The sequence below is a fragment of the Pantoea sp. X-Soil-ISGK-259 genome (assembly GCF_059730705.1).
Map to the genome: position 1 here is coordinate 3,713,795 of NZ_AP035986.1, position 18,915 is coordinate 3,732,709.

Below are 18,915 nucleotides of genomic sequence, written 5' to 3' on the forward strand. Positions count from 1 at the left end.
ATGCGTGCGCCGCGTCCCCACGATTTGCTCTGGCTGCGACACAGCAGTGCTTTAGCCACGATTCAGGAGAGCTGGGTCAGCCCGTTCTGGCATCCCGACATGCCGGTGGTGGTGCGGCGCGATCGCCATGAATCCGGTTTGATCCTGATTGGCGTGCGCGGTGAGCGACGTGAGCAACGCGCCGCTGGCTGGATCACGTCAGACACTATTATCCGCGTGGTGACGCCAGAATGGCTGGCTGAACGCACACGGCTGCTGGATTCGCCCTTTACGGCTTATGCGCCTGTCAGCGCGGCGATTTCGCTCAGCGAGACCGCCTGGCCGTGGCGCTGGGGCATTACCGGCAGCACCGGTTATGCGCTGGCAACGCAATGCCCTGTGTTGCACGCCGCCAGCGATCTGGATGTCATCATCCGCGCGCCCCAGCCGCTGCCACGCGATGCGCTGCAACGCTGGCAGACAGCGACCGACGCGCTGAGCTGCCGGGTGGATACGCAGGTGGAAACGCCGTCTGGCGCCTTTGCTCTGAACGAGTGGCTACGCGAGGAGCGCGTGCTGTTAAAAACCGACACCGGACCGATACTGACCGCTTCACCCTGGAGCAGGGAGAATCCATGAAAATACTCTTTACCTTCCCCGGCCAGGGCACCCAGCGTGCCGGGATGCTGCAACATCTGCCTGAGGGCGATGCGCTGAAAAGCCGCGTGCGTGCGGTGCTGGGCGAAGAAGCTGACCGGCTCGACAGTGCCGATGCACTGCGCCACACCCGCGCCGTGCAGCTCTGTCTGCTGATTTCAGGTGTTGCCTGGGCGCGCGAACTGATCCGCCGTAGGGTGAAACCCGATATCGTCAGCGGTTTATCGATTGGCGCGTTTCCTGCGGCGGTGATTTCCGGCGCGCTGGATTTCAGCGACGCTCTGCGGCTGGTTGCGCTGCGCGGCGATCTGATGGAGCAGGCGTATCCGCAGGGATATGGCCTGACCGCGATCACTGGCTTAACGCTGAGCCAGCTGGAGAAACTGCTACCCGGCAGCAACACCTACATCGCGAACCTCAATGCGGAAACGCAGATTGTGATTGCTGGCCGCGACGAGGATATGGCAGTGGTCGCGCAGAGGGCGCTGGATGCGGGAGCCAGTAAAGCGATTAAGCTCGCGGTGAGCGTGCCGTCGCACTGCGCGCTGCTGGATAAACCCGCCGCCGAACTGGCTCGCGCCTTTGCGTCCGTCACCCTCTCCCGCCCCGATTGTGCCTACCTCAGCGGCTCAACCGCGCGGGTGATTTGGGAGCCGGAGAAAATTGCCGACGATCTTGCCTTTAATATGGCGCGCACAGTGCAGTGGAATGATGCGATGGTTGCAGCGAATCAGCGTGACGCCCGACTGGCCATTGAGATGCCGCCTGGCAGTGTGCTGACCGGTCTGACGCGTCAGGCGAACTGGCAGGGCGAAGCGATTTGTCTGGAACGTAACAGCGTGGAGGTGGCACTGCATCTCGTTAAACGGTTACATCAGTAAGGCTGCGGGCGTACATTCGCCCTTCTGCCGCCAGGGCCAGCAGGTCATTGTCACGTTCGCGGTGATGTGAGTAGACAATCGAGATCTGCTGACGCATCTGGTAAGGCTCAGCCAGCCTCAGCAGCTGGATGTTATTTTCATACACCTTCTTCATCCGTCCCGGAATCAGCGCCAGACCCACGCCCGCCTGCACCAGGCTTATCATCGAGAAGATGTCATTTACCTGAGTAACCATGCGCGGTTCAAATCCGGCAATCTGAAATGCCTCCTGTGAACCGGCATAAGTGGCGAATCCCTCTGCCAGTGAGACAAAATCACGGTCAGCATAATTACGCAGATCCACCGGTCCGGTTTCGCTCTGCGATTCTTCAGCCGGCATGGCCAGAAAGATGCTGTCTGTGAACAGCGGAATCACTTCAAATTGCGCATCACTGAGTTCGCCCTCATCGGTGGCGATCAGAATCGCATCCAGCGCGTCATCTTCCAGCATATTGAGCAGCATCTGATTCGACCCCATAGTCAGGTCAAGCTCCAGGGCTGGACGACGCAGCTTCATGCCCATGATCAGGCGGGGAATGGTTTCAAGCGTCAGCGAGTAGAGTGTGCCAAGCCGCAGGCGACCCCCGCCGATACCCGCCACTTTGCGCGCCTCTTCAATGCCTTTGCCCATCAGTGTGGTCACGTCGCGACAATAGTCCAGCAGCGTCCAGGCAGCCGGCAGCGGCACCAGGTTGCGGCCTTTATGAATAAACAGCGGGCAGTCGATGCCCTCTTCCAGCGTGTGCAGGGCGCGATGCACGCTGACGCTGCTCAGCTCCAGCGCTTCCGCCGTGCGGGCGATATTGCCTTTGCTCATAAACATCATGAAGACGCTGAGCTTACGGAAGGTAATTTCCTGGTTAATGTTGTCACTCATTGGCTGCGGTTGCCTGTAGGGTCGTTTTGCATGTCCGCATAGTAACGATTCTTCACCAGGGTGTAATGATCACGCTCGCACAACGGGCATTTACAGGCCCGGAGTCGATAAGCGGCTGAATTTTTTAGAGGTGTGTGGCGTGGGAGAGAAGCAGAAAGAGGAAGAGTGCGGCCGATCCCTCGGCCGCAGAGAAAACAAAATTTACTGCAGGAGCCTTACAACCTTACCGGCGAGATATTCCAGATCTCGTCAGCGTACTCCTGAATAGTACGGTCCGACGAGAAGTAGCCCATTCCGGCGATGTTTTTCGCCGCGCGGCGCTGCCACTCATCCGGCTTACGGTAGAGCGCATCCACCTTATCCTGGGTATCTACGTAGCTGCGATAATCCGCCAGTAACTGATAGTGATCGCCGAAGTTAACCAGTGAATCGAACAGATTGCGGTAGCGGCCCGGATCCTGCGGACTAAACAGACCTGAAGCAATCTGGGTCAGCACCTGGTGCAGTTCCTCATCGCCTTCGTAATAGTCACGCGGGTTATAGCCGTTCTTACGCAGCGCTTCGACCTGTGGCGTGGTATTCCCGAAGATAAAGATGTTCTCTTCACCAACGTGATCCAGCATCTCAACGTTAGCCCCATCCAGCGTACCGATAGTCAGCGCGCCATTCAGCGCAAACTTCATGTTACTGGTGCCGGAGGCTTCAGTGCCTGCGGTGGAGATCTGTTCAGAAAGATCGGCCGCCGGAATGATGATCTGCGCCAGACTCACGCTGTAGTTCGGGATGAAAACGACCTTCAGCTTGTTCTTCACCTGCGGATCATTGTTGATCACATTCGCGACATCGTTGATCAGGTGAATAATGTGCTTGGCAACGTAATACGCTGATGCTGCTTTACCGGCAAAGATATTCACGCGCGGCACCCAGTTCGCCTGCGGATCGGCCTTGATTCGGTTGTAGCGGGTGATCACATGCAGCACATTGAGTAACTGGCGTTTGTACTCGTGAATACGCTTGATCTGCACATCGAATAGCGCGTTCGGGTCGAGCACCACGTCCAGATTCTTCGCGACCCAGTCAGCCAGGCGGCGCTTATTCTGATGCTTGGCGACCGCCACTTTTTCAATAAACGCCGGATAGTCGATCTGCGCTTTCAGTTCGCTCAGCTGACTGAGATCGGTGCGCCAGTTACGACCAATCTCCTCATCCAGCACCTCTGACAGCGCCGGGTTGGCCAGCGCCAGCCAGCGACGTGGCGTCACACCGTTGGTTTTGTTACAGAAACGCCCTGGGAAGAGGCGCGAGAAATCGGCAAACAGAGACTGCACCATCAGATTGGAGTGCAGCTCAGACACGCCGTTCACTTTGTGACTGACCACAACCGCCAGCCAGCCCATGCGAATCCGGCGGCCGTCGTTCTCATCAATGATCGAAATGCGCGACAGCAGATCCAAATCATCCGGGTAGTGATCCTGAATGGTCTTGAGGAAGAAGTCGTTAATCTCGAAAATAATGCTGAGGTGACGCGGCAGGATCTTACCGATCATATCAACCGGCCAGGTCTCCAGCGCTTCGGTCATCAGCGTATGGTTGGTATAGGAGAAGACCTGACAGCAGACATCAAAGGCGCTGTCCCAGCTGAACTTATGGTCGTCAATCAGCAGGCGCATCAGTTCAGGGATCGCCAATACCGGATGGGTATCGTTGAGGTGAATGGCGATTTTGTCCGCCAGGTTGTCCCAGGTCTGATGCATCCGCCAGTGACGATTCAGGATGTCCTGCACCGTCGCGGAGACCAGGAAATATTCCTGACGCAGACGCAGTTCACGGCCGGAATAGGTAGAGTCATCCGGATAGAGCACGCGCGACACGTTCTCAGAGTGGTTTTTATCTTCCACTGCCGCGAAATAATCACCCTGGTTAAACTTACCGAGGTTGATTTCGTTGCTGGCCTGCGCACCCCACAGTCGTAAGGTGTTGGTGGCGTCGGTGTCGAAGCCCGGGATGATCTGGTCATAAGCCATCGCCAGAATCTCTTCGGTCTCCAGCCAGCGCACTTTCGTGCCTTCATGCTGCACGCGACCGCCGAAACGCACTTTGTAACGGGTATTGAAACGCTGGAATTCCCACGGATTACCATACTCAAGCCAGTAATCCGGAGACTCTTTCTGCTCACCTTCCACGATGTTCTGTTTGAACATGCCGTAGTCATAGCGGATGCCGTAGCCACGGCCCGGCATGCCCAGCGTCGCCAGCGAATCGAGGAAACAGGCCGCCAGGCGACCGAGACCGCCGTTGCCCAGTCCCGGATCGTTCTCCTCTTCCATCAGCTCGGCCAGATCCAGCCCCATCTCATCCAGCGCCTGGTTGAGATCGTCATAAATCCCCATCGCCAGCAGCGCATTCCCCAGCGTGCGGCCCATCAGGAACTCCATCGACAGGTAATAAACCTGGCGGACATCCTGAGAGAGCTGGGCACGGCTGGAACGCAGCCAGCGCTCAACCATCCGATCACGCACCGCCAGCAGCGAGGCGTTGAGCCACTCGTGCTTGTTGGCGATAGAGGGATCTTTGCCAATGGTAAACATCAGTTTGTAGGCAATCGAATGCTTTAAGGCATCAACCGTCAACGTTGGTGAGGCGTAAGTGAAAGGTGCGTTCATATCCAGTTTTCCCAATCCGTTACATCAAACGTTGGTAGAGATCACGGTAGGCTGTTGCTGCCACCTGCCAGCTAAAGTCCATTGCCATCGCCTGGCGCTGAACATAGCGCCATAACGAAGGACGGGACCACAATACGAACGCACGTCGGATGGCCCGTAACAGCGACCAGGCATTGGCATCTTCGAAACTGAATCCACTGGCGATACCGTCGGCCAGATTCTCTAACGAGCTGTCATTAACGGTATCGGCCAGTCCACCCGTACGTCGCACTAACGGCAACGTACCATACTTCAGGCCATAAAGTTGTGTCAGACCGCAGGGCTCAAAGCGACTCGGCACCACAATGACGTCCGCCCCACCCACAATGCGGTGTGAAAATGCTTCGTGATAGCCAATCTGCACGCCTACACTTCCGGGATGTTCCGCCGCCGCCGCCAGGAATCCCTGTTGCAGTTCGGCATCGCCCTGACCCAGCAGCACCAGCTGTCCGCCCTGCGCCAGCAAGCCAGGCAGCGCCTCTAAAACCAGGTCCAGACCTTTCTGTTTAGTCAGGCGGCTGATCACGCAGAACACCGGCGCTTTATCATCCACTTTCAGGCCCATCGCAACCTGCAGCTGACGTTTATTTTCTGCTTTTGCTTCCAGCGTGTCGCGGTTATAGCGTGCGCTCAGCAGCAGGTCGTGCGCCGGATCCCAGATAGAGGGATCAACGCCATTAAGAATCCCGCTAAGACGACCTTCCCGCATCCGCTGCGCCAGCAGGGTTTCCATGCCGTAAGCATATTCAGCAGAGGTAATTTCATGGGCGTAAGTCGGACTGACCGCCGTGATATGGTCGGCGTAAAAGAGTCCCGCTTTCAGGAAAGAGATCTGACCGAAGAACTCCAGCCCATGCATGTTAAAGAATGACCATGGCAGGCCAATCTCATCCATATGATGCGCCATGAACAGGCCCTGATACGCCAGGTTGTGCACCGTGAACACCGACTTAGCCGGACGTCCTCGTGCTTCCAGATAGGCGCAGGTCAGGCCTGCATGCCAGTCGTGCGCGTGCACGATATCGGGACGCCACATGGAATCCATGCCACACGCCAGTTCGCAGCCAACCCAGCCCAGCAGCGCAAAGCGCAGATAGTTGTCGACATACGCAAACTGCGACTCATCATGATAAGGACTACCAGGACGATCGTAGAGGCCGGGCGCATCAATTAAGTAGATGCCCACACCGTTAAATTCACCAAATAACAGACGTATATGACCAGCAAATGTCTCTCGCTCCGTCACTACCTGGAGATCAGGTATGCCTTTGCGCAATGCGGGAAAAGCAGGCAACAGCACCCGCGTATCCGTACCGCCCGCAATTTGCGCCTGAGGTAATGCCCCGACTACATCAGCCAGTCCGCCCGTTTTCAGCAGCGGGAAAAGTTCTGAACAGACATGTAAAACCTGCATCCTCGACCTCATTAAGTTATCCGGCACGCTCCGCGTGCCGATTGCGTAAGTTCCGCTTATCGCTTACAGCCCCGCTTTGGCCAGTCTGGCCAGCATGGCGCGGGTTACCAGTACGATCCCTTCATCCGAACGATGAAACCGGCGACTGTCTTCATCGGGGTTTTCGCCAATCACCATGCCTTCCGGCAGTTCGCAGGCGCGATCAATCACGCAGCGACGCAGACGACACGATCGGCCAACGACCACATCAGGCAGCAGTACAGTTGAATCGATATTGCAAAACGAGTTAACGCGTACCCGTGGGAACAGCACCGAGTTGACCACCACCGAACCGGAGATGATGCAGCCGCCTGAAACCAATGAATTCATGGTCATCCCGTGACTGCCGGAACGATCCTGAACAAATTTGGCTGGCGGCAGCGGCTCCATATGGGTACGAATCGGCCAGGTGACGTCATACATATCGAGTTCCGGCATCACCGATGCCAGGTCGAGATTGGCGCGCCAGTAGGCTTCCAGCGTCCCGACATCACGCCAGTAAGGTGGCGCGTTGTCGTCGTTCTGAACGCAGGAGAGCGCGAAAGAGTGTGCATAGCCTTCGCCACTTGCCACAATTTTCGGCAGAATATCTTTGCCAAAGTCATGGTTAGAGCCTGGCGTCTGCAGATCTTCCTCCAGCAACGCATAGAGATAGTCCGCGTTAAAAACGTAGATCCCCATGCTGGCCAGCGCCTGCGTGTCATCACCTGGCATGGTAGGCGGCTTCGCAGGTTTTTCCACGAAGTCGATCACCATGTTCTCTTCGTTCACCGCCATCACACCAAACGCCGTGGCTTCATGTACCGGCACGGGCAAACAGGCAATGGTACATTTCGCCTCGTTGACCACGTGATCCAGAAGCATGCGTGAATAATCCATCTTATAAATGTGGTCCCCGGCAAGGATCACGATGTACTGCGCCTGATAGCGGCGAATCACATCAAGGTTTTGCGTCACGGCATCGGCCGTACCGCGATACCACTGTTCGGTCGAAAAGCGCTGCTGCGCTGGCAGCAAATCGACAAACTCATTCATCTCTTCATTGAAGATGGACCAGCCACGCTGGATATGCTGAGTCAGGGTATGGGACTGATACTGCGTAATTACGCCAATCCGTCGGATACCGGAGTTAACGCAGTTGGAGAGGGCAAAGTCGATAATGCGGAACTTGCCGCCGAAATGCACCGCAGGTTTGGCACGCTTAGCCGTTAAATCGACCAGTCGCGTGCCGCGTCCGCCGGCGAGGATCAGAGCAACCGTCTGTGTAGGGAGCTGGCGGGCCAGCATCAGGTGATCTGTTCTATCTAACTTAACCATGTCTGACTCCTTATGATTGCTTTTGGAACACGCACACACCGTGTGCGGGACCATGCCAGACAGTTAACAGGATGGGGTTGTCGTCCCCGGCGAAAGGAGGAAGGGCACGCCATTCTCCGTCTGGTAACACGATGTCATTCACCGTATCCGTGGCGTTTATTGTTATTAACCAGCGGCCGGACAGCAGGATCTGCAATCTGTGCATTCCCTGTGCCCATTCATCGTGTTGCAGTGGCTGGCCACCGGCATTGAGCCACTGCACATTGCCGTCACCGTCCTGCCACCAGCGATCTGCGGTCAGCGCCGGAATGCGCTGGCGCAGAGCAATCAGTGCTGCGGTGAATCCGACTAATCCTTTCTCATCCGCCTGCCAGTCAAGCCAGCTCAGCGCGTTGTCCTGACAGTAAGCGTTGTTATTACCGCGCTGGGTGTGGCCACGCTCGTCACCTGCCAGCAGCATCGGCGTGCCCTGTGACATCAGCAGCGTCGTCAGCAGTGCCCGTACGCTGCGGCGACGGCGTTCAATGACGTCAAAGCTGACGTTCAGCCCCTCTTTGCCGTGGTTGTGACTGTAGTTATCACCATGGCCATCGCGGTTATCTTCCCCGTTCGCCTCATTGTGTTTACGTTCAAAGCTCACCACATCCCACAGCGTAAAGCCGTCGTGGGCGGTGATGAGATTAACCGTGGCGTGTGGCGGCCGGTCGTCGTGCTGGTAGAGATCGCTGGAGGCGGCAAAGCGGCGAACGAACTCGCCATTGCTTAAGCCGCCATGGAGCCAGTATTGACGCGCGGTGTCGCGAAACTTATCGTTCCATTCGGCAAACGGTGGCGGAAAGCGGCCAACCTGATAGCCGTCAGGGCCGATATCCCAGGGTTCCGCAATCAGCTTGACCTGAGAGAGCAGCGGACAGGCGCGTATCGCGTCAAAAAAGGGCGCATCACGCTGGTAATCGGGCGTGCGGCCCAGCACCGGCGCAAGGTCAAAGCGGAAGCCGTCGACGTGGCAGACCCGCACCCAGTAGCGCAGCGCCTCCAGGGCCCACGTCATCACCTGCGGATGGTGGATATTCAGTGTGTTGCCGCAGCCGGTCCAGTTCTGGTACTCACCCTGCTCATCCAGCCAGTAGTAGCTGGCGTTATCGATGCCGCGCATTGAAATCGTCGGGCCAATCACATCCAGTTCGGCTGTGTGGTTAAACACCACATCCAGCACCACTTCGATACCCGCTGCATGCAGGTTTTTAACCGCCTGCTGGAACTCCTGAAGCGGCGTTACGCCCGGCTGACCGGAGGCGTACCGGGGATCCACCGCCCAAAGTGCAAAGGGGTTGTAGCCCCAGTAGTTACTCAGGCCAAGCTGCAGCAGTCGCGGTTCACTGGCGAAATGGGCAACCGGCAGCAGCTCAAGGGTGGTAATCCCCAGATCGCGCAGGTAATTCACCATAACAGGATGACCCAGCGCCGCGTAAGTCCCGCGTAACGTTTCCGGAATTTCCGGATGCTGCTGCGTCAGGCCGCGCACATGGGCTTCATAAATCACTGTGTTACCCCACGGGATACGTGGTGCGACATCACCCTGCCAGTCAAAATCCTCCGCGACGACCCGGGACTTCGGCGCAATCGCTGCGTTGTCATGCGGATCGGGCTGCGCTTCACCGCCATGAAACAGCGGATCATCAGGCACATCGCCTTCCACGGCGCGGGCGCAGGGGTCAACCAGCAACTTCGCCGGATTAAAACGGTGTCCCTGCTGCGGCGCCCAGGGGCCATGCACCCGGTAGCCGTAGCGCTGTCCCGGTTTTAACGCCGGAACATAACCGTGCCAGATATCCCCACTGCGGCCAGGCAGGTCAAGACGCTGTTCCGCGCCCTGTTCATCAAACAGGCAGAGCTCTACGCGCTCTGCATGCTGTGAGAACAGGGTGAAGTTAACGCCTTTGCCATCGTAACTGGCACCCAGCGGTTCGGGATCGCCGGCAGTGATGGTCATTCAGCCTCCCGCACCAGCCATACTGTTGCCAGCGGTGGCAGATTAAGACTCAGCGACTGCGGTCGTCCGTGGCTCTCCTGCTCATCGGTATGTACCCGCTGATTTCGCACGTCACTGCCGTGATAATCATGCTGGTCGGTATTCAGCACCTCGCGCCAGTAGCCCGGCTGGTTGACGCCAAAGCGATAACCCGGGCGCGGCACCGGCGTAAAGTTACTGATCACGATCACTTCGTTGCCTTCACGATCGCGGCGCACAAAGGCGAAGACGGAGTGCTCTGCGTCGTCTACCACTAACCACTCAAAGCCTGCCGGATCAAAGTCGAGCTGATGCAGCGGCGTGTAATATTGATAGGTATGGTTGAGATCACGCACCAGACGCTGAACGCCGTTGTGCCAGTTATCCTCCCCTTCCAGCAAATGCCAGTCGAGACTGACGTCATGGTTCCACTCACGGCCCTGGGCAAATTCATTGCCCATGAACAGCAGTTTTTTGCCCGGGAAGGCCCACATCCAGCCGTAGTAAGCACGCAGGTTGGCGAACTTCTGCCAGGCATCGCCCGGCATACGATCCAGAATCGAGCGTTTACCGTGCACCACTTCATCATGCGATAGCGGCAGCACAAAGTTTTCAGTGTAGTTGTACATCATGCCGAAGCTCATCAAATTGTGATGATGCTTGCGGTAAATGGGATCGACTTTCATGTAGTCGAGGGTGTCGTGCATCCAGCCCAGATTCCATTTGAACCAGAAGCCCAGCCCGCCACCTTCAGTTGGACGCGTCACGCCAGGATAGTCTGTAGACTCTTCAGCCATTGTCACCGACCCGGATGCTACCGTGCCGAGCGTGCGGTTGGTGTAGCGCAGGAACTCAATCGCTTCCAGGTTCTCACGGCCACCGTACTGATTTGGCACCCACTCCCCTTCACTGCGGCTGTAGTCGCGGTAAATCATCGACGCGACCGCATCCACACGAAGGCCATCGATGCCAAAGCGCTCCGTCCAGTAGAGCGCATTACCCGACAGGTAGTTGCTCACTTCGCGGCGGCCAAAGTTGTAGATCAGGGTGTTCCAGTCCTGGTGGAAGCCTTCACGCGGATCGCTGTGCTCATAGAGCTCTGTTCCGTCGTACTTCGCCAGACCGAAATCATCGCTGGGGAAATGGCCTGGCACCCAGTCGAGCAGCACGTTGAGGCCCGCTTCATGGGCAGCGTCAATGAAGGCGCGAAACTCGTCACGCGTACCAAAACGGCGGGTCGGCGCATACATGCCCAGCGGCTGATAGCCCCAGCTGCCGTCAAACGGATGTTCGTTAACGGGCAGCAGTTCGATATGGGTAAAGCCCATCTCTTTAACGTAAGGCACCAGCTGTTCAGCCAGCTCTTTGTAGCTCAGCCAGAAGTTGTTGTCGGTGTGACGACGCCAGGAACCCAGGTGGACTTCATAGATTGAGATGGGCGCGTCGAAAGCGTTGGCGGCCTTGCGCTCCTCTTTCATCTCAACCGGCTCCGGCAGACCACAAATCATCGACGCCGTCTGCGGACGCATCTGTGCCTCAAAGGCGTACGGGTCCGCTTTGATGCGCAGCTCACCATTGGCATCGATAATTTCATATTTGTAGAGCTGGCCATTAACCGCACCTGGCACAAACAGCTCCCAGATACCTAACTCCTGACGCAGACGCATCGGATGACGGCGGCCATCCCAGAAGTTGAAATCGCCAACCACGGAAACGCGACGGGCATTGGGTGCCCAGACGCAGAAACGGGTGCCGAAGACGCCATCAATCACGTCGCCGTGCGCGCCCAGCGTCTCATAAGGGCGCAGGTGCGTCCCTTCCGCCAGCAGCCACAGATCCATCTCCTGCAGCAGCGGGCCGAAACGATAGGCATCATCGACGAGGTTTTGCTGACCATGCCAGTTGACCGCCAGCTGATAACGGAATGGATTTTTACGGCGTGGAATGACGCCACTGAAGAAGCCGCGTGCATCTTCACACACCAGCTGAGCCAGTTTGCGCCCGGTGGAGGTTTCAATGACCCACACTTCAAGCGCTTCGGGGAGCAATGCCCTGACCTCAAGGCCTTGCTGAGTTCGGTGCATCCCTAGTAACGAAAAAGGGTCGGCATAATTACCCGCAAACAGGGCATTGATCGCATCGCGATCGGGAAGCTCTGACATGACTTTCTTCCTGTGATAATTGGCAGCCGAAATGAACGCAACATAGCCTGTCGCGCTTCACCTGCGCTGCTCTTCATTGAGCCATACGTACAACGACAAAGCAGTCAGGCCATTCCATGGGAAAAGTGTTTTTGTCGCGTACCACAACCATTTAATCCGGAAAGCACAAGGGTTACCTGTGGCACATCATGGTTAAATCATAGCTTGGTCACGGCAGTTGCCATGGACTTAAGCAAAATATTCTTTAACGGCTGGCAAAAAACGGAAGCTGATCACTGAGTAAGCGAAACGGCAGGTTGTTTTGCATACGACACAAACAAAAAAGGCCGGGTAAATCCGGCCTTTGGTGATATGTCTGTTTAGCTGATTAACAACCGCAGCATGCGACGTAGCGGTTCGGCTGCGCCCCATAACAACTGGTCGCCCACCGTGAAGGCCGAGAGATATTCCGGCCCCATATTGAGTTTCCGTAACCGGCCAACGGGTGTGGTGAGCGTGCCGGTGACAGCGGCAGGCGTCAGTTCACGCATCGTCAGCTCACGGTCATTTGGCACCACCTTGACCCACTCATTGTGAGAGGCCAGCAGCTGTTCGATTTCCGCCAGCGGCAGATCGCGTTTCAGTTTCAGCGTAAAGGCCTGGCTGTGACAGCGCAGCGCACCGACACGCACGCACAAGCCATCAACCGGAATGACTTTAGAGGTGGCGAGGATTTTGTTGGTCTCTGCCTGGCCTTTCCACTCTTCGCGGCTCTGGCCGTTGTCCAGCTGCTTATCAATCCACGGAATCAGGCTGCCCGCCAGTGGTACGCCGAAGTTGTCGGTCGGTAACGTGCCGGAACGGGTGAAGTCGGTCACGCTACGCTCAATGTCGAGAATGGCGGAAGCCGGGTTCTGCAATGCAGGCGCAACGTGATCGTGCAGCATGCCCATCTGGGTCAGCAATTCGCGCATGTGGCGCGCACCGCCACCCGAGGCTGCCTGATAGGTGGCAACTGAGGCCCACTCAACCAGATCCTGAGCAAACAAACCGCCCAGTGACATCAGCATCAGGCTGACGGTACAGTTACCGCCAACAAAGGTTTTGATGCCACGGTCGATGCCGTCACGAATAACCGCGTGGTTAACCGGATCGAGGATGATGATGGCATCCTCTTTCATGCGCAGCGTGGAGGCCGCATCAATCCAGTATCCCTGCCAGCCGCTGGCGCGCAGCTTAGGATAGACGTCACTGGTGTAGTCGCCACCCTGGCAGGTAATAATGATATCCAGCGCACGCAGCGCCTCAATATCAAACGCATCCTGCAGTGTGCCCTGCTGTTTGCCCGCAAACGCGGGTGCCGCCTGACCATGCTGCGACGTCGAGAAGAAGACCGGATTGATTGCATCAAAATCACGCTCTTCACTCATGCGGGACATCAGCACTGAGCCGACCATGCCGCGCCAACCAACAAAACCTACATTCTTCATGTCGTGTCCGTCTAAGGCAGTTACACCTGCTTTTCATTTCAGAGGAGAGAGCGGCGTGCTATTTTCACGCCGCTCTGCGTAATAATAAGATTTACCTGTGTCCCCTCACTCTACAAAATGCAGGCCGGGTAGCAAGTGAATTAATTCGATTACGCTAACTTTTTCAGCAGCGTAACTAATAACTCTGCTTTTTCGCGAACAACATGGCGTAAAACCGATGACTGAAATGATTTCGGCGACAATATTATTGTTGTTAATTATGGATCCGCTGGGCAATCTGCCGATTTTTATGTCGGTTTTAAAGCATCTGGAGCCGAAAAGGCGGCGGGTTGTGCTAATCCGTGAAATGCTGATTGCCCTGATCATCATGCTGCTGTTCCTGTTTACCGGCGAACGCATTCTGGCATTTTTAAATCTGCGCACCGAAACGGTATCGATTTCTGGCGGGATCATTCTGTTTCTGATCGCCATCAAAATGATTTTTCCGTCGGCGGAAAGCAGCAGTTCGGGCTTACCGGCGGGTGAAGAGCCATTCCTGGTTCCGCTGGCCATTCCGCTGGTCGCCGGGCCATCGCTGCTGGCAACGCTGATGCTGTTGTCGCATCAGTATCCGCATCAGATGACGCATCTGGTGGGCGCGCTGTTGATCGCCTGGGGCGTGACGGTCGGCATTCTGCTGATGTCAGGTCTGTTCCTGCGTCTGCTGGGTGATAAAGGCGTGAATGCGCTGGAGCGGCTGATGGGATTGATACTGATTATGCTGGCCACCCAGATGTTCCTGGATGGCATTCGGGCTTATCTGAAGTTGTAAGCGCACCTGTGTCCTTTTATCCTGGCAGGCGAGCAGGCTGCCGCCTTCATTCAGCCGGCTTATCACAACGTTACGGCATTGAAATGAATAATAATATTTATATAATGCCGCAAAAAGAGATATCCATGGCAGGCAGTATCGAAAATTAGATGCAGCGTCTGAAAACGCGGGGGAAATGTAATGAGGTTGGGCCTGACCGTACTATCCTTCCCGGGCCAGAAAGCGGCGCTGAATGACGCGCAGCTGATGCAGGTTGACGTTACTGATTTTGCCTGGGTTTACTTATCTGCCGCCGCCATCACGCTGGTTCTTTTTGCTCTGATAAGAAGAAAATGGGCATGAACAGTCTGCTGCAGATCATCAAAAGCTGTTTTTTGCGCACCTTTAATTATCAAGGGCGTGAAGGCAGGACGAGCTATTTTATTTTCCTGCTGTTCCAGCTGGCCTGGTTCTGCAGTTATCTGCAATGGTTTACCGGGCCATTGCATGAAATTGGCTTAATCGCGCTGCTGCTGTTTATTTTGCCTGTTTTTTCCTGCGGGGTGAGAAGAATAAATGACGCTGGCTATTCATCCGGCGTCATTGTCCTTTTGGTAGTAGCGCCTTATCTGCTGTTCCCTTTTTTACTCTTCCCCCGCTCGCGGGAAAAAAACTGACGGGCAGTTAGCCCGTCAGGTTGGTCAGGAAAGCAGTTCGAAAGCAATCATCCCGACAACCGCGCCAACAGTGCCAAGAATGGTCTCCATCAGCGTCCAGGTCTTCAGCGTTTCCGCTTCGCTGGCCCCGGTGAAGCGGCCAAACAGCCAGAAGCCGGCATCGTTCACATGGCTGATAATGATTGAGCCACCGCCGATGCAGATCGACAGCGCTGCCAGCTGAGCACCGCTGTAGTGCAGCGGTTCAATCACCGGCATGATTAGCCCGACGGTGGTCAGACAGGCAACCGTTGCCGACCCCTGAATCACCCGCACCGCGCCTGACAGGATAAAGCAGGCCAGCGCAATTGGCAGTCCTGCGCCGGTCAGCGCATTGCCCAGCACCGGGCCAACGCCGGAATCCACCAGCACCTGCTTAAACACCCCGCCCGCACCAATCACCAGCAGGATAATCCCGGCCGGTTGCAGCGCGCTGCCACACACCTGCATCACCCGCTCTTTATCCATACCCTGACGGTAAGCCAGGCCATAAATCGCCACCAGCAGCGCCAGCAGGATCGCAGTGAAAGGATGGCCGATAAATTCCAGCCATTCATACAGCGTGGTGCCTTCGGTTGTGAAGCGTGCGCCGATGGTTTTCAGGCCAACCAGCACCAGCGGGAAGAGGATCAGTGAGAGGCTGAAACCAAATGACGGCAGCTTGCTCTCATCAACATCCGGCTGATGATCTTCCGGCGGCGCGCTGAACGTGACGTGGTTGCCGATAAAGTTGCCAAACAGTGGTCCGGCAATCAGCATGCCGGGAATCGCCGCACACAGACCCAGCAGGATCATCCAGCCAAAGTCCGCGTGCATCTGCGAGGCCAGCAGCATCGGGGCCGGTCCGGGCAGCAGGAAGGCCGCCGATGCCGCAACGCCCGCAAACAGCGGGATCACCAGTTTCACCAGATTGCCGCCGGTACGCCGCGCCACCGCAAACGCAATGCTGATCAGCAGCACCACGGCAACTTCAAAGAAGAGCGGCAGCGCGCAGATCAGACCGGCAATGCCCATCGCATAATGGGCACGACTCTGACCAAAGGTTTTCAGCATCCGGATGGCAATCTGATCGACGGCGCCGGTTTCATGCAGGATTTTGCCGAACATCGCGCCCAGCGCAACCACAATGGCAAGGAAGCCGAGCGTGCCGCCCATCCCCTTTTGCATGGTTTCCGCGATTTTGTTGAGTGGCATGCCGGAGAAAAGTCCGGCACCAATGGAGACTAACATCAGCGCGACAAAAGCGTGCATGCGCGCCTTCATCACCAGAAAAAGCAGCAGCAGGACAGAGCCTGCTGCGGTCAAAACGAGTGTTGCGGTATTCATCTCTAACCCTGGCTGATAGCGTCCTGGATAGTGGCAACCGTAGCTGCCACCACATCGTCCAGTGAATGCGCGATATCCACCACCAGTACATCCGACTCATCGCTGCCTGGCTCTTCCAGCGTGGCAAACTGAGTTACCAGCATCTGCGGCTTGAAGAAGTGGCCTTTACGCGCTTTCAGACGGGCTTCGATAGTGTCGAAATCGCCTTTCAGGTAAACAAAACGCAGGTTGTCATTTCCCTGACGCAGAATGTCGCGATAACTTTTCTTCAGGGCTGAACAGACAATGATAGAGATCGCCTGGGTGCGCTGCATGGCAAACGCGGCATCGTTCAGCGCCTGTAACCACGGCTGACGATCGCTGTCATCCAGTGGATGACCATCGGCCATTTTCAGGATGTTGGCACGCGGGTGGAGAAAATCACCGTCAAGAAAGGCCGTGTTGAGCTGGTGAGAAACCTGGTTGGCGACGGCAGACTTTCCGCTGCCTGAAACGCCCATCAGGATGAAGACGTGATGTGACGGGGATTGCGTTGTCATTTTTCTGCTCCGGCAGGTGAGAATTTGCCAATGTTACCGATAACAATGTCGTTTCTCATTCTCCTGGCCGGTTAACAGCCTGGCAACCTTTTTACCAGGAAAAGCATGAAAGTGTGAGCTGACTCATAAAAACGCCACAATCAGATGCTGCCACCTTCACTGATTTCAAAACCGACATCCAGCAGCCGATTATCGCTGCTTTCACCGGCAATGCGCGCCAGTAGCCGCGTCGCCGCTTCACGCCCCATGCGGTCACGTGGCGTGAGCACGGTCGCCAGTTGTGGCGTCACCACCTGGCTGATGTCATGGCCGTGGAAACCGGCAATGGCCATCTGCGAGGGCACCTGTAATCCCTGCCGCTGGCACTCAAACATCGCCCCGACCGCCAGATCGTCATTGGTACAGAACAGGCTATCCGTTTCAGGATAAAGACGCTGCGCCTCACGCAGCAGATCGCCACCGGCGCTGAATGAAGAAGCCTCTTCCATCATCACGCTGCGTGGCGTCAGTCCCGCTTCGCGCATGGCGATTTCATAACCCTGCTGCTTCTGCAACGTACGTTCATCAAGGCGTGCGCCGAGGTAGACAGTGTGACGATGGCCTTTACTCAGGATAGTCCGCGTCATCTGCCGGGCTGCTTCAACGTTATCAAAGCCGACGGCCATATCCAGGCAGGGTGTGACGCTGTCCATCATCTCTATCACCGGAATACCGGCCACTTCCAGCATGCGCAGCGTGCCTGGCGTATGGGTACGTTCGGTGAGGATCACGCCATCGATGTTCCAGCCCAGCAGCGAGCGCAGTTGCAGCTCCTCTTTTTGCGGGTTGTAACCAAAGTGGGCGACCAGCGTCTGATAGTTCGCTTCGTCGGTGACGGCTTCAATGCCGCGCAATACGTCGGCGAAAACCTGGTTGGTGAGTGACGGCAGCAGCACGCCAATGGCGCGACTGGTGGCGTTAGAAAGCATATCGGGGGCGCGATTGGGGATATAACCCAGCTCATCCAGTGCCACTGCAATCTTGTCCCGCAGGGCAACAGAGACCTGCTCAGGGTTACGCAGGTAACGGCTGACGGTCATTTTAGTAATGCCGACGCGATCGGCAACGTCCTGTAATACCGGTCTTTTCTTCTTCATCGTAGCGCCTGGGATCGCCCTGAAAGCTAAAGTACGATGAGTCTATCACTTTTCTGTCACAAAATTGCCAACCGGGCGCGATGATGCGCGCCCGTAATCTGCTTAGACCGGTGGCAGATCAAACAGCAGGACTTCTGCAGCCGTGCTGGCTTCAATCGTCAGCGCGCTTTCGTCCCAGATCGCCAGGGCGTCACTGGTTGTCACCGCGTTACCGTTAACAGTCACATTGCCTTTGACCACCTGAATCCAGATACGACGTCCTGCCTCAACGGCGACATTGTCCTGCTCACCAGCAGCCAGTACCCAGCGCGATAAGGTCATGTCCTGATAAACTTTCAGCGACCCTTCACGGGCATCCGGGCTTAACACCAGCTGACGCCCTGTAACATCCGGGAAGCGGCGCTGATCGTAGCGTGGCTCAATGCCGGTACGCTCAGGAATGATCCAAATCTGATAAAGGTGCAATGGCTCGCTTTCACTGGCGTTGTACTCAGAGTGACGTACACCCGTGCCGGCGCTCATGATCTGGAACTCCCCTGCCGGGATCTGCTCTTTGTTACCCATGCTGTCCTGATGCTCAACGGTACCGGAAAGCACGTAGGTCAGGATTTCCATATCTTTATGAGGATGGGTGCCAAACCCCTGACCACCATCGATCACATCTTCATTGATGACCCGCAGCGCGGAGAAACCCATGAAGTTCGCATCGTGATAGCTGGCGAAAGAGAAGGTATGCCAGCTATCCAGCCAGCCATGGTTTGCATGACCGCGTTCTTCAGCTTTGCGTACATAGATCATGTTCAATTCTCCTCAATGTTTTTTATAGTGTGTTCCTGAGGCGGTATGATTGATAGCTGAAAA

General features: G+C 56.3%; 16 protein-coding genes. 5 read left to right on the forward strand and 11 right to left on the reverse strand.

Annotated elements, in window-relative coordinates:
* Together AC6I77_RS17740 and mdcH are read left to right on the forward strand one after the other, a co-directional pair.
* On the forward strand, positions 1-618 hold the full coding sequence (locus AC6I77_RS17740; protein WP_497817177.1) for a malonate decarboxylase holo-ACP synthase: 618 nt from the start codon (positions 1-3) through the stop codon (positions 616-618).
* Positions 615-1,517, forward strand: coding sequence for a malonate decarboxylase subunit epsilon (gene mdcH / locus AC6I77_RS17745; RefSeq protein ID WP_497817178.1), 903 nt, complete (start codon positions 615-617; stop codon positions 1,515-1,517). The genes AC6I77_RS17740 and mdcH overlap by 4 nt, the downstream gene beginning before the upstream one ends.
* On the opposite strand, the gene AC6I77_RS17750 is transcribed toward mdcH, so the two are convergent.
* The 7 genes from AC6I77_RS17750 to asd all read right to left on the reverse strand — a co-directional run bounded on the left by AC6I77_RS17750 (position 1,498) and on the right by asd (position 13,547).
* Complete coding sequence (locus AC6I77_RS17750) at positions 1,498-2,433, reverse strand: LysR family transcriptional regulator (protein WP_497817179.1); 936 nt, start codon at positions 2,431-2,433, stop codon at positions 1,498-1,500. The genes mdcH and AC6I77_RS17750 overlap by 20 nt on opposite strands.
* Positions 2,434-2,648: 215 nt before the next feature.
* Complete coding sequence (gene glgP / locus AC6I77_RS17755; RefSeq protein ID WP_008926283.1) at positions 2,649-5,096, reverse strand: glycogen phosphorylase; 2,448 nt, start codon at positions 5,094-5,096, stop codon at positions 2,649-2,651.
* Positions 5,097-5,115: 19 nt separating this feature from the next.
* Complete coding sequence (gene glgA / locus AC6I77_RS17760; protein ID WP_003853048.1) at positions 5,116-6,549, reverse strand: glycogen synthase GlgA; 1,434 nt, start codon at positions 6,547-6,549, stop codon at positions 5,116-5,118.
* Between the two features lie 63 nt (positions 6,550-6,612).
* A complete protein-coding gene (glgC, locus tag AC6I77_RS17765) occupies positions 6,613-7,905 on the reverse strand; it encodes a glucose-1-phosphate adenylyltransferase (protein ID WP_003853050.1) in 1,293 nt (430 codons plus the stop codon).
* A 10-nt stretch (positions 7,906-7,915) separates the two neighbouring features.
* Positions 7,916-9,898 carry a glycogen debranching protein GlgX gene (gene glgX / locus AC6I77_RS17770; RefSeq protein WP_497817180.1) on the reverse strand — a complete coding sequence of 661 codons (1,983 nt, stop codon included), beginning with the start codon at positions 9,896-9,898 and terminating at the stop codon, positions 7,916-7,918.
* Positions 9,895-12,078, reverse strand: coding sequence for a 1,4-alpha-glucan branching enzyme (glgB, locus tag AC6I77_RS17775; RefSeq protein ID WP_039660836.1), 2,184 nt, complete (start codon positions 12,076-12,078; stop codon positions 9,895-9,897). The genes glgX and glgB overlap by 4 nt, the downstream gene beginning before the upstream one ends.
* A 359-nt stretch (positions 12,079-12,437) precedes the next feature.
* Complete coding sequence (gene asd, locus AC6I77_RS17780; protein WP_003853053.1) at positions 12,438-13,547, reverse strand: aspartate-semialdehyde dehydrogenase; 1,110 nt, start codon at positions 13,545-13,547, stop codon at positions 12,438-12,440.
* A 217-nt stretch (positions 13,548-13,764) separates the two neighbouring features.
* Here asd and AC6I77_RS17785 point away from each other — a divergent pair, with 217 nt between their 5' ends.
* The 3 genes from AC6I77_RS17785 (at position 13,765) to AC6I77_RS17795 (ending at position 15,014) form a co-directional block, all read left to right on the forward strand.
* On the forward strand, positions 13,765-14,358 hold the full coding sequence (locus tag AC6I77_RS17785) for a YhgN family NAAT transporter (RefSeq protein ID WP_008926285.1): 594 nt from the start codon (positions 13,765-13,767) through the stop codon (positions 14,356-14,358).
* A 180-nt stretch (positions 14,359-14,538) separates the two neighbouring features.
* A complete protein-coding gene (locus AC6I77_RS17790) occupies positions 14,539-14,700 on the forward strand; it encodes a hypothetical protein (protein ID WP_003853055.1) in 162 nt (53 codons plus the stop codon).
* Entirely contained in the window at positions 14,697-15,014 is a 318-nt protein-coding gene (locus AC6I77_RS17795; RefSeq protein ID WP_003853056.1) for a DUF805 domain-containing protein, read from the forward strand. Before AC6I77_RS17790 ends, AC6I77_RS17795 begins: the two co-directional genes overlap by 4 nt.
* A gap of 24 nt (positions 15,015-15,038) precedes the next feature.
* On the opposite strand, the gene gntU is transcribed toward AC6I77_RS17795, so the two are convergent.
* From gntU to AC6I77_RS17815, 4 genes are all read right to left on the reverse strand, one after another.
* On the reverse strand, positions 15,039-16,379 hold the full coding sequence (gene gntU, locus AC6I77_RS17800) for a gluconate transporter (RefSeq protein ID WP_008926287.1): 1,341 nt from the start codon (positions 16,377-16,379) through the stop codon (positions 15,039-15,041).
* 2 nt (positions 16,380-16,381) lie between these two features.
* Positions 16,382-16,918, reverse strand: coding sequence for a gluconokinase (gene gntK / locus AC6I77_RS17805; RefSeq protein WP_003853059.1), 537 nt, complete (start codon positions 16,916-16,918; stop codon positions 16,382-16,384).
* A gap of 140 nt (positions 16,919-17,058) precedes the next feature.
* Positions 17,059-18,054 (reverse strand): gluconate operon transcriptional repressor GntR, encoded by a 996-nt coding sequence (gene gntR, locus AC6I77_RS17810; protein WP_497817181.1) that lies wholly within the window; start codon positions 18,052-18,054, stop codon positions 17,059-17,061.
* A gap of 102 nt (positions 18,055-18,156) precedes the next feature.
* Positions 18,157-18,852 carry a pirin family protein gene (locus AC6I77_RS17815; RefSeq protein WP_003853063.1) on the reverse strand — a complete coding sequence of 232 codons (696 nt, stop codon included), beginning with the start codon at positions 18,850-18,852 and terminating at the stop codon, positions 18,157-18,159.
* Positions 18,853-18,915: the final 63 nt, after the last annotated feature.

What these genes read in the sequence shown, in the direction of transcription:
- gntU (WP_008926287.1), bottom strand. Translation starts at nt 16,379, where the DNA reads ATGAATACCGCAACACTCGTTTTGACCGCAGCAGGCTCTGTCCTGCTG.
- glgB (WP_039660836.1), bottom strand. Translation starts at nt 12,078, where the DNA reads ATGTCAGAGCTTCCCGATCGCGATGCGATCAATGCCCTGTTTGCGGGT.
- glgC (WP_003853050.1), bottom strand. Translation starts at nt 7,905, where the DNA reads ATGGTTAAGTTAGATAGAACAGATCACCTGATGCTGGCCCGCCAGCTC.
- glgP (WP_008926283.1), bottom strand. Translation starts at nt 5,096, where the DNA reads ATGAACGCACCTTTCACTTACGCCTCACCAACGTTGACGGTTGATGCC.
- gntK (WP_003853059.1), bottom strand. Translation starts at nt 16,918, where the DNA reads ATGACAACGCAATCCCCGTCACATCACGTCTTCATCCTGATGGGCGTT.
- AC6I77_RS17790 (WP_003853055.1), top strand. Translation starts at nt 14,539, where the DNA reads ATGAGGTTGGGCCTGACCGTACTATCCTTCCCGGGCCAGAAAGCGGCG.
- AC6I77_RS17815 (WP_003853063.1), bottom strand. Translation starts at nt 18,852, where the DNA reads ATGATCTATGTACGCAAAGCTGAAGAACGCGGTCATGCAAACCATGGC.
- glgX (WP_497817180.1), bottom strand. Translation starts at nt 9,898, where the DNA reads ATGACCATCACTGCCGGCGATCCCGAACCGCTGGGTGCCAGTTACGAT.
- asd (WP_003853053.1), bottom strand. Translation starts at nt 13,547, where the DNA reads ATGAAGAATGTAGGTTTTGTTGGTTGGCGCGGCATGGTCGGCTCAGTG.
- mdcH (WP_497817178.1), top strand. Translation starts at nt 615, where the DNA reads ATGAAAATACTCTTTACCTTCCCCGGCCAGGGCACCCAGCGTGCCGGG.
- AC6I77_RS17750 (WP_497817179.1), bottom strand. Translation starts at nt 2,433, where the DNA reads ATGAGTGACAACATTAACCAGGAAATTACCTTCCGTAAGCTCAGCGTC.
- glgA (WP_003853048.1), bottom strand. Translation starts at nt 6,549, where the DNA reads ATGCAGGTTTTACATGTCTGTTCAGAACTTTTCCCGCTGCTGAAAACG.
- AC6I77_RS17785 (WP_008926285.1), top strand. Translation starts at nt 13,765, where the DNA reads ATGACTGAAATGATTTCGGCGACAATATTATTGTTGTTAATTATGGAT.
- AC6I77_RS17795 (WP_003853056.1), top strand. Translation starts at nt 14,697, where the DNA reads ATGAACAGTCTGCTGCAGATCATCAAAAGCTGTTTTTTGCGCACCTTT.
- gntR (WP_497817181.1), bottom strand. Translation starts at nt 18,054, where the DNA reads ATGAAGAAGAAAAGACCGGTATTACAGGACGTTGCCGATCGCGTCGGC.
- AC6I77_RS17740 (WP_497817177.1), top strand. Translation starts at nt 1, where the DNA reads ATGCGTGCGCCGCGTCCCCACGATTTGCTCTGGCTGCGACACAGCAGT.